Origin of the sequence: Kitasatospora sp. MY 5-36 (assembly GCF_001182915.1) — a bacterium.
In the GTDB taxonomy this organism is placed as follows: domain Bacteria; phylum Actinomycetota; class Actinomycetes; order Streptomycetales; family Streptomycetaceae; genus Kitasatospora.
The window spans coordinates 1-10,385 of sequence record NZ_LFVW01000413.1; the positions used below are offsets into that span (position 1 = coordinate 1).

Consider the following 10,385-nt stretch of genomic DNA (forward strand, 5'->3'; position numbering starts at 1 on the left):
CCCGCTTGGCGCCCGGCGCCGTCCGGCCGACCGCGAGCGCCTCCACCGTCCGCAGCCGCCCGGCCCGCAGCGCCGGTACCAGCGCGGTGCCCGCCACCGCCCCCAGGGCCGCCACCGCGACCACGACGTCCACCCAGACCGGGATGCCGAGCAACCCGCCGCGCAGGGCCTTGTGAGCCAGCCCGAGGACCGGTACGGACAGCAGGTTGCCGAGGAGCACACCGAGCGCCGTGCCGACCCCGGCGGGTATCAGCGCCTGGCCGACGTAGGCGCGCGCCACCTGGGCCGGGGCGAAGCCCAGGGACTTGAGGATGCCGATCCGCCGGGTGGCGGCGCTGACGGCGCCGCTGACCACGACTCCGATGATCAGCACCGACATGGCCAGGCCGAGCACCCCGAAGGCCGTGACGAACGGGACGAAGGTCGAGGCCGTCCGGTTCGCCTCCTCCTGGGCGGGCCGGTAGGAGGTGGCCCTGGCGAGCGCCCCGCCCGGGACCGCGGCGGCCAGTGCGGCACGGTCGGCCTCCACCTCGGCGTCGCCGCCGGCGTGGGCGAAGCGGTAGAGGTACTGGACGGAGGGCTCCGTGCCGGGCACCGTCAGCCCGGCCACCTGCTCCGGGGCGACCCAGCCGTCCGCGCTCCAGGAGACCGAGGCCGCCAGGCCGACGACCTTGAGCATCGGATGCCCCGGCAGCTCCGGGAACTCCATGCTGTCGCCGACCGCCAGCGGCGAGTGCCCGTCCAGGAACACCACCTCGCCGGGGCCGGCGACCCAGCGGCCTTTGGTGATCCGCAGGCCGTCCAGCGGGCCGTCCTGGGCGCGGCCGACCAGCGTCATCGGCGGCAGCGGGCTCCCGGCCGGCGGGATCCGGGTATCGGGGCCGGAGCGCGGCTGGACGGCGACCGCCTGGTAGGGGCCGGCCGAGGCCGTCACGCCGGGCGCGTGGGTCGTCGCGGCGAGCTGGGCGGGGCTCGCCCTGGCCTGGTCGTACAGCACGTTGAGGTGGGCGCCGCGCTGGTCGGCGAAGGAGCGCTGGTACGGGCCCTGGGCGGCGACCAGCAGCCCGAGCGCGAGGATGCACGCCGTCACGGACACCATCGTGGTGAGCACCATCACCAGGGTCTGCACCCGCCGGCGGCCGACCCCGGCGCGCACCACCTTGCCGAGCGCGCTCATCGGCCACCGCCCGGTGCCGGCACGGCCGCCGTGTCCCGGACCAGCCGGCCGTCGAGCAGTTCGATCGTCCGGTCGGCGCAGGCCTCGGCGAGCGCGGTGTCATGGGTGACCAGCAGGATCGTCTGGCCCTCCGCGTTGAGCCCGCGCAGCAGGTCGCGGACGTCGGCGGCGGAGGCGGTGTCCAGCGCCCCGGTGGGCTCGTCGGCCAGCAGCAGCGGCGGACGGTTCATCAGCGCCCGGGCGACCGCGACCCGCTGGCGCTCCCCGCCGGAGAGCCGACCGGGGAAGGCCTTGGCGTGCCGGGCCACCCCCAGCCGCTCCAGCAGCTCCCCGGCCCGGGCCCGCGCCTGCTCCCGCCGCATCCCGGCCAGCTGGGCCGGGAGCAGCACGTTGTCCTCCGCGGTCAGGTCGTCCAGCAGGTTGAAGAACTGGAACACCATGCCGATCCGCGCCCGCCGGTACTCGGCCAGCGCGGCCTCGCCGAGCCGGTGCACGGCGACGCCGTCCACCTCCACCTCGCCCTCGCTCGGGCGGTCGAGGCCGGCGATCAGGTTCAGCAGGGTGGACTTGCCGCTGCCCGAACGGCCGAGCACGGCCAGTGCCTCGCCGGCCCGGACCTCCAGGTCGAGCCCGGCCAGGGCGGGACGGGCGGCGTCGGATCGGTCGTACGTCTTGCTGACGCCGCGGATCCGGATGATCGGCGCGTTCACGGGCCCTCCACTGTTGGGCGTCCGGCCCCGGGAAGCCCGGGCCGGCTGACGGAACATCACGCTACGAATCGGCGGCGGGGTGCCGACAGCCGTCTGGACGGCCTCTGCGGGGTGTATCCAGATACACCCCGAACTGGGTGTTCAGGCCTAGAGCACCAGGGGCCCCGGCCGGGCAGACTGACCCAGCGAAAGATCGGAACCGGGGTCCGCGGGGCCCCGGAACGACAGCTTCGGAACCGCGGCTTCGGGCCGCGGCACCGCGGCCTCCGGGCGGGGCCGCGCAAGGGAGAGGGGGCGCGTCATGGACGCGGGAGTGCTGAACGGACTGGCCCTGCGGGTCGGCCGGGCGTGTGCGGACGGGGTGCGCGCCTGGTACGCGGTGACGCTGGCCGTGACGGGGTTCCTCGCACTGCTGGCGGGGCCGGTCCTGCTGGCCTCCGCGCTGTTCGGTCCGGACGAGCCCGGGGGCTTCACCCCGGGCGGGCCGCTGATCCTGGCGGTGCCGATGGCACCGGTCGCCCTGTGGGCGCTCTGCTGGGCCACCGGGGGCGGCGGCCGGGCGGTCGGCGCCGCGCTGTTCGCTCCGGGGACGATAGCGCTGATGGCGGCCCACCTCTACGGCGGTGCGGCGCCGGGCGGCCGGTCCGGTTCGGTCTGGCTGGCGCCCGCACTGCTGGTGCTCGGGCTGTTCGGCGCCCGCTGGATCGCGACGGAGAGCAGGCGCACCGTCGGGAAGTGGAGCGGGCGGCCGATACCGGTGCCGTACCGCCGGCCGGTCCGCGCCGGGGCCTGGCCGCGACTGCGGGCCGGCGGCTGGCTCACCGACCCGGCGACCTGGCGGGACTTCGCCTGGACGCTGCTCACCGGCGCCACCGTGCTGCTCACCGCCGCGATCGTCGTGCTGACCCCGGTCGCCCTGGAGGTCTTCGGCCGGAACGGACCGTTCTTCGCCCTGGGCGTCGTCTACTCGATGGGCCTGACCATCGCCCCGTTGGCCGTCCTGTGGGCCGCCCCGCCGGCCCTGCGGATCCACGAGAAGGCCGCCCGGGCCCTGCTCGGGCCCTCCCGCCGGGCCGAGCTGGCCCGCCAGGTCAGCCATCTCGCGCGGACCAGGGCGGACACCATCGACGCCGGCGCGGCCGAGCTGCGCCGGATCGAGCGGGACCTGCACGACGGGGCGCAGGCCCGGCTGGTCGCACTGGGCATGCTGCTGACCGTGGCCGAGCAGCTGAAGGACGACCCGGACGCCCTCGGGCCGCTGCTGGCCGAGGCCCGGCTGTCCTCGGTGAAGGCGCTGGGCGAGCTGCGGGACCTGGTCCGCGGGATCCACCCCCCGGTGCTCGCCGACCGCGGCCTGGCCGACGCGGTGCGGGCGACGGCACTGGACCTGCCGCTGCCGGTCGGCTTCACCGGCGGCCTGCCCGGCCGGGCTCCCGCCCCGGTGGAGTCGGCCGCCTACTTCGCGGTGACGGAGCTGCTGGCCAACGTGGTGAAGCACGCCGGGGCCTCGCGGGTGTGGATCGAGATAGGGCACAGTGACGGGCTGCTGCGGATATCGGTCACCGACGACGGGCGCGGCGGCGCCGAGCCGTCCCGGGGGACCGGCCTCAGCGGAACCGAACGCCGACTGGCCGCCTTCGACGGGGTGCTCGCGATCAGCAGCCCGCCCGGTGGGCCGACCATCGTGAACCTGGAGATCCCGTGCGCGTTGTCATCGCCGAAGACCTCTTCCTCCTCCGGGACGGACTGACCCGGCTGCTGGAGGCCAACGGCATGAAGGTCACCGCGGCGGTGGAGGACGGCGAGCAGCTGCTCGCCGCGGTGGCCGCGGACCGGCCCGACATCGCCGTGGTGGACGTCCGGCTGCCGCCGAGCTTCACCGACGAAGGGCTGCGGGCGGCGCTGGCGGCCCGTCAGGCCCACCCGGGCCTGCCCGTCCTGGTGCTGTCGCAGTTCGTGGAGCAGCTGTACGCCCGCGAGCTGCTGGCCGGCAGCACCGGCGGGATCGGCTACCTGCTCAAGGACCGGGTGATGGACGGCACCCAGTTCATCGACGCCGTACGGCGGGTCGCCCAGGGCGGCACCGCGATGGATCCGGAGGTGATCACCCGGCTGCTCACCCACAACTCCTCGGCCGGCCCGGTCTCCACGCTCTCCCCGCGCGAGCGGCAGGTGCTCGGACTGATGGCGGAGGGCCGGTCCAATGCGGCGATCGCCCAGCAGCTGGTGATCACCGAGCGGGCCGTCGCCAAGCACACCGCATCGATCTTCGTCCGGCTCGACCTCCAGCCCTCCGACGACGACAACCGCCGGGTCCTGGCCGTCCTGGCCTACCTCAACAACTCCTGAACGACTCCCGAAAGGAGCCGCCACCGCCCACACTCCGGCACCACCGTCCCACAACTTGATAGATCACCGACAAATGGCGAGTGGCCCTCCGCTGCAGGGGGCTCGCCTGCCGCAGAACGGGTCAATTAGGCTGGTGGGGTGCTCATCCTTGTTCGCCGCCGCCACGTGGACCTGCTCCGCGTGACGACCATGTCCTGTCGACGCTCCGGCTGAACCTCGCGCCACCCACCCTCAACGGCGACCCCTGCCCGGCCGCCACCACCTCCCGGCCCCGGAGCACCCGCCGCACCAGGCACAGCTCCGGCCGCCCCCGGTCGACCACCGGGACCAGCCGGGACGAGACCCAGCGGATGTCACACATGACGCAGCAGTACACGCCCATATCCGAGACCGGCACCGGCACCGGCTCCCCCTCGGCGCAGGCACCCTCGTCGGACGCCCTCCCGGTGATCGACCTCTCGCTCGCCGACGGCAGCCCGGACGACCGCCGCCGCCTGCACGACGAGCTCCGCGCCGCGGCCACCGGCGTCGGGTTCTTCCAGCTGGTCGGCCACGGCGTCACCCCGGAGGAGACGGCCGCGCTCGCCCGGGCCATGCGCGCCTTCTTCGCGCTCCCCGAGGCCGACCGGCTCGCCGTGAGCAACCTCAACTCCCCCCACTACCGGGGCTACACCCGCACCGGCGACGAGCGCACCGGCGGCAGCCAGGACTGGCGCGACCAGCTGGACATCGGCGCCGAGCTGCCCCCGCACGTTCCCGGCAGCGGCGAGCCCCCGTACTGGTGGCTGGAGGGGCCCAACCAGTGGCCCGAGGCCCTCCCCGAGCTGCGCACCGCCGCGCTCGGCTGGATCGACCACCTCGGCGCGGTCGCCCGCCGCCTGCTGCACGAACTCCTCGCCGCGATCGGCGCCCGCCCCGACTTCTACGACGAGGCCTTCGCCGGCCACCCCCACCTGCGCCTCAAGCTGGTCCGCTACCCCGGCACCGCCCCGGACGGCGCCGGCCAGGGCGTCGGCGCCCACAAGGACTACGGCTTCATCACCCTGCTGCTGCAGGACACCGTCGGCGGCCTCCAGGTCGAGCGCGCGGACGGCACCTTCCTCGAGGTCCCGCCGCTCGACGGCGCCTTCGTCGTCAACCTCGGCGAGCTGCTGGAGGTAGCCACGGACGGTTACCTCAAGGCCACCAACCACCGCGTGGTGAGCCCGGTCGGCGCCCGCGAGCGCTTCTCGGTGCCGTTCTTCTACAACCCGCGCCTCGACGCCCACATCGAGCCGCTGGACTTCCCCCTCGCCCACCACGCCCCCGGCGCCACCGCCGACCCGGCCAACCCGCTCTTCGCCGACTTCGGCCTCAACGAGTGGAAGGGCTACACCAGGGCTCACCCCGAGGTCACCCGCCGCCACCACGCCGCCCTCGCCTGACCCCCGGGCCGCCGCAACCCCGACGCCCCACTCCCGACGCCCCTGCCCGAAGCCGGTCCCCCGGCGGACGGCAGGGGCGTCGGCGTCAGCGGCCCCCACGCGCCCGCACGCGTCCGCACTCCCGCACACCCCCGCTGCTCGCCTGCCGCCCGCCGCCCGCCGCCTGCCGCCTGCCGCCCGCCGCCCGCCGCCCGCATCGGTGGACCGGCCCGCCCACCACTGTCACACTGCTGCTGTCACAGCAGGAGTGTGCCAGCGCGGGAGGCGGCGGATGGGGGAGCACGGCGGGGTGGGGGGCGGAGTGCGGCTGACGGTGGACGAGCTGGCGGCGCGGGCCGGGGTGACGGTGCGGACGGTGCGGTTCTACGGGACGAAGGGGCTGCTGCCGCCGCCGGAGCTGGGGCCGCGGCGGGTGGGTCTGTACGGGGCGGCGCACCTGGACCGGCTGGAGCTGATCGAGGAGTTGCAGCGGCAGGGCCTGACGCTGGCCGCGATCGAGCGGTACCTGGCGCGGTTGCCGGAGGACAGTACGCCGCTGGACCTGGCGATCCACCGTGCGCTGGTGGCGTCGTGGACGCCGGAGGCCCCGGAGGAGGTCACCCGGGCGCAGCTGGAGCGGCGGGCCGGGCGGGGTCTGACGGAGGGGCAGGTCGAGCGGCTCGCCGCGATGGGGGCGCTGGAGCGGACGCGGGATCCGGAGGTGTTCCGGGTGGATCCCGGGCTGCTGCCGCTGGGCGTGCGGATCCTGGACGTGCCGATCCCGCTGGAGACGCTGCTGGCCGCCCGGGCGGTGGTGCTGGAGCACAGCCGGGCGACGGCACGGGAGTTGCAGCGGCTGTTCCGCGAGACGGTGTGGAAGCCGTACCGGGAGAGCGAGCCCGCGCCCGCCGAGCTGGCCCGGATGCGGGCGCTGACGGACCACATCCAGCCGATGGTGGCGCAGGCGCTGGTCACGGCATTCCAGCGCTCGCTGCGGGAGGAACTGGGCGAGGAGCTGAGCCGGGAGTCGGACCAGGAGTCGGGCCTGGAGTCGGGCCTGGAACCCGGGTGAGGCCGTACGGGCCACGGCCTCACCCAAGTCCGAGCAGGTCAGCAGGTCAGCAGATCGGTAGGCCGGTAGGCCGGTAGGCCGACCGGTCAGTCCGTGAAGGTCCGCCCCTCGGCCGCGACCCGCTCCAGCAGCGCCGGCGGCGCGAACCGCTCGCCGTACGCGGCGGCGAGTTCGCGGGCGCGGGCCGCGAAGCCGGCCGGGCCGCCCTCGTACCCGTTGATGTACTGGAACACGCCGCCCGTCCAGGCCGGGAAGCCGATGCCGAGGATCGAGCCCACGTTGGCGTCGGCGACCGAGGTCAGCACGCCCTCCTCCAGGCAGCGCACCGAGTCGAGCGCCTCGCTGAACAGCATCCGCTCCTTGAGGTCCTCGAACGAAACGTCACCCGGAGCACCAGCGGGAACGCCACCCGAGGCATCCGCGGAAGCACCGGCCGGAGCACCGGAGAAGTGCTCCAGCAGCCCCGGCCAGAGCCGCCCGCGCCTGCCGTCCTCGCCGTACTCGTAGAAGCCCGCGCCGCCGCTGCGCCCCGGGCGGCCGAACTCGTCGACCATCCGGTCGACCACCGCGTCCGCCGGGTGCGGCGTCCAGCTGCCGCCGACGGCCTCCACCGAGCGCCGGTACTCGTCGCGGATCTTGCGCGGCAGGGTGAGGGTCAGCTCGTCCATCAGGGAGAGCACCTTGGCCGGGTAGCCGGCCTGGGCGGCGGCCTGTTCGATGCTGGACGGGTGGATGCCCTCGCCGACCATGGCGACGCCCTCGTTGAGGAACTGGCCGATCACCCGCGAGGTGAAGAAGCCGCGGGAGTCGTTGACCACGATCGGGGTGCGGTCGATCTGCCGGACCAGGTCGAAGGCGCGGGCCAGCGCCTCGTCGCCGGTGCGCGGGCCGCGGATGATCTCGACCAGGCGCATCTTGTCGACCGGCGAGAAGAAGTGCAGCCCGATGAAGTCGCCCTGGCGCTCGACGCCTTCGGCGAGCAGGCCGATCGGCAGGGTGGACGTGTTGGAGCAGAGCAGCGTGTCGGGGCCGACCACGCCCTCGATCTCCTGGAACACCTTGTGCTTGAGCTCGGTGTTCTCGAAGACCGCCTCGATCACCACGTCGCAGCCGGCCAGGTCGGCGGCCTCGGCGGTGGGGGTGATCCGGGCCAGCAGCTCGTCGCGGTCGGCCTCGGTGGAGCGCCCGCGCGCGACGGCCTTGTTCAACAGCCCTTCGGAGTAGGCCTTTCCGCGCTCGGCGGCCTCGATGCCGACGTCCTTGAGCACGACCTCGATGCCGGCCTTGGCGCAGGCGTAGGCGATGCCCGCGCCCATCATCCCGGCGCCGAGCACCGCGACCTTGCGGACCGGCCGCTTCTCGACGCCCTTCGGGCGCCCGGCACCGGAGTTGACCGCCTGCATGTCGAAGAACAGCGCCTGGATCATGTTCTTGCTGGTCTGCCCGCAGGCCAGCTCGGTGAAGTAGCGGGCCTCGATCGTCATCGCGGTGTCGACGTCCACCTGGGCGCTCTCCACCGCGGCGGCCAGGACGTTGCGCGGGGCCGGGTAGGGCGCGCCGTTGAGCTGCTTGCGCAGGTTGGCCGGGAAGGCGGGCAGGTTGGCGGCGAAGGCCGGGGTGGCCGGGGTGCCGCCGGGGATCTTGTAGCCCTTGACGTCCCAGGGCTGGACGGCGGTCGGGTTGGCCTCGATCCAGGCCTTCGCGCGGGCGGTCAACTCCTCCGGGGTGTCGACCAGTTCGTGCACCAGTCCGTGCTCCAGCGCCTGCGCCGGGCGGTACTGGCGGCCCTGGAGGAGGAACTTCAGCAGGGCGTCGGTGATGCCGAACAGCCGGACCGTACGGACCACTCCGCCGCCGCCCGGCAGCAGGCCGAGGGTGACCTCGGGCAGGCCGATCCGGCTGGCCGGGGTGTCGAGCGCGATCCGGTGGTGGCAGGCGAGGGCGAGCTCCAGGCCGCCGCCGAGCGCACTGCCGTTGACGGCGGCGACGACCGGCTTGCCGAGGGTCTCCAGGGTGCGCAGCGCGCGCTTGATCCGCATCGACTTCTCGAAGACGGCCTCGGCGTCCTCGGGTCGGGCGGCGGAGAGCATCCGCAGGTCTCCCCCGGCGAAGAAGGTCTTCTTGCCGGAGGCGATCACCACGCCGCGCAGCGCGTCCGCGGCGGCCAGGGCGGCGAGCCGCCCGACGACGGTCTCGAAGTCGGCGGTGAAGGCCTCGTTCATGGTGTTGACGGACTGGGTGGGGTCGTCGAGGACGAGGGTGACCACGCCGTCCTGGTCCTGCTCCCAGCGGATGGTGGTGGTGTCGCTCATCAAGTTCTCCAGGTCTACCGGTCTACCGGTCTGCAGAGGGAGGTACCACGCGCGGCGTGTCCCACGAAGGGAGGCGGCGGGCGACGCGTGGACTCAGATGCGCTCGACGATGGTGGCGATGCCCATGCCGCCGCCCACGCAGAGGGTGATCAGGCCGTAGCGCAGGTCGCGCCGCTCCAGTTCGTCGACCACGGTGCCGAGCAGCATCGCGCCGGTGGCGCCGAGCGGGTGGCCGAGCGCGATCGCGCCGCCGTTGACGTTCACCTGGTCGTGGCGGAAGCCGAGTTCGCGGATGAAGCGGAGGGCGACCGCGGCGAAGGCCTCGTTGATCTCGACCAGGTCGATGTCGGCGGCGGTGAGCCCGGCCTTGGCGAGCGCCTTGCGGGTGGCCGGGGCGGGGCCGGTGAGCATGATGGTCGGCTCGGAGCCGGAGACGGCGGCGGAGACGATCCGGGCGCGCGGGCGCAGCCCGTACCGCTCGCCGACCTCGCGGTTGCCGATGGCCACCAGCGCGGCGCCGTCCACGATGCCGGAGGAGTTGCCCGCGTGGTGGACGTGGTCGATGGCCTCGACCCAGTGGTACTTCTGGAGGGCGACGGCGTCGAAGCCGCCGGCCTCGCCGATGGCGGCGAAGGAGGGCTTGAGGCCGGCCAGGGTCTCGACGGTGGTGCCGGGGCGGATGAACTCGTCGCGCTCCAGCACGACCAGGCCGTTGCGGTCGCGCACCGGGACGACCGAGCGGTCGAACAGGCCGTCCGCCTGGGCCTTGGCGGCGCGGGCCTGGGACTCGGCGGCGAAGGCGTCCACGTCGGTGCGGGAGAAGCCCTCGATGGTGGCGATGAGGTCGGCGCCGATGCCCTGCGGGGCGAAATCGGTCTCGTACGCGGTCATCGGGTCGGCGAACCAGGCGCCGCCGTCGGAGGCCATCTTCACCCGGGACATCGACTCCACGCCGCCGGCCAGGACCAGGTCCTCCCAGCCGGAACGGACCTTGGCGGCGGCCAGGTTGACGGCTTCCAGGCCGGAGGCGCAGAAGCGGTTCTCCTGGACGCCGGCGACGGTGTCGGGCAGGCCGGCCGCGATGGCCGCGATCCGGGCGATGTCGGAGCCCTGGTCGCCGACCGGGCTGACCACGCCGAGCACGATGTCGTCGATCGCGGCCGGGTCCAACCCGGGGTAGCGGCCGCGCAGTTCGTGGATCAGGCCGACGACCAGGTCGATCGGCTTGGTGCCGTGCAGCGAGCCGGTGGCCTTGCCCCGGCCGCGCGGGGTGCGGATCGCGTCGTAGACGTACGCTTCGGTGGTCACGGTGGGAACGCCTTTCAGCGGGTTTTCGGGGCGGGGGGGCTTATTCGGGGCGGG

The 10,385-nt window shown here is 74.2% G+C and carries 8 protein-coding genes; 4 read left to right on the top strand and 4 right to left on the bottom strand.

Going from position 1 to position 10,385, the window contains the following annotated elements; translation table 11 throughout:
* Both AE652_RS24805 and AE652_RS24810 read right to left on the bottom strand, forming a co-directional pair.
* Window positions 1–1,177, bottom strand: a 1,177-nt coding sequence (locus tag AE652_RS24805) for an FtsX-like permease family protein (protein ID WP_049655239.1), incomplete at its 3' end; no start/stop codon positions are given.
* Window positions 1,174–1,887: an ABC transporter ATP-binding protein gene (locus AE652_RS24810; protein ID WP_234348522.1), complete on the bottom strand. Its 714-nt coding sequence runs from the start codon at window positions 1,885–1,887 to the stop codon at window positions 1,174–1,176. The genes AE652_RS24810 and AE652_RS24805, both read right to left, overlap by 4 nt.
* Window positions 1,888–2,188: 301 nt before the next feature.
* Here AE652_RS24810 and AE652_RS24815 point away from each other — a divergent pair, with 301 nt between their 5' ends.
* The 4 genes from AE652_RS24815 to AE652_RS24830 all read left to right on the top strand — a co-directional run bounded on the left by AE652_RS24815 (window position 2,189) and on the right by AE652_RS24830 (window position 6,711).
* Complete coding sequence (locus tag AE652_RS24815; RefSeq protein ID WP_053112232.1) at window positions 2,189–3,637, top strand: histidine kinase; 1,449 nt, start codon at window positions 2,189–2,191, stop codon at window positions 3,635–3,637.
* A complete protein-coding gene (locus AE652_RS24820) occupies window positions 3,589–4,236 on the top strand; it encodes a response regulator transcription factor (protein WP_049655241.1) in 648 nt (215 codons plus the stop codon). The genes AE652_RS24815 and AE652_RS24820 overlap by 49 nt, the downstream gene beginning before the upstream one ends.
* Before the next feature lie 359 nt (window positions 4,237–4,595).
* The gene (locus tag AE652_RS24825; protein ID WP_049655244.1) at window positions 4,596–5,660 is read left to right on the top strand and encodes an isopenicillin N synthase family oxygenase; all 1,065 of its coding nucleotides are present in this window, start codon (window positions 4,596–4,598) and stop codon (window positions 5,658–5,660) included.
* Between the two features lie 271 nt (window positions 5,661–5,931).
* Window positions 5,932–6,711, top strand: a complete 780-nt coding sequence (locus AE652_RS24830; protein WP_049655245.1) for a MerR family transcriptional regulator — start codon at window positions 5,932–5,934, stop codon at window positions 6,709–6,711.
* Window positions 6,712–6,797: 86 nt separating this feature from the next.
* Here AE652_RS24830 and AE652_RS24835 read toward each other — a convergent pair whose 3' ends face one another.
* Together AE652_RS24835 and AE652_RS24840 are read right to left on the bottom strand one after the other, a co-directional pair.
* Entirely contained in the window at window positions 6,798–9,023 is a 2,226-nt protein-coding gene (locus AE652_RS24835; protein ID WP_049655248.1) for a 3-hydroxyacyl-CoA dehydrogenase NAD-binding domain-containing protein, read from the bottom strand.
* Window positions 9,024–9,116: 93 nt separating this feature from the next.
* Window positions 9,117–10,331 (bottom strand): acetyl-CoA C-acetyltransferase, encoded by a 1,215-nt coding sequence (locus AE652_RS24840; protein ID WP_049655252.1) that lies wholly within the window; start codon window positions 10,329–10,331, stop codon window positions 9,117–9,119.
* Window positions 10,332–10,385 lie beyond the last annotated feature (54 nt).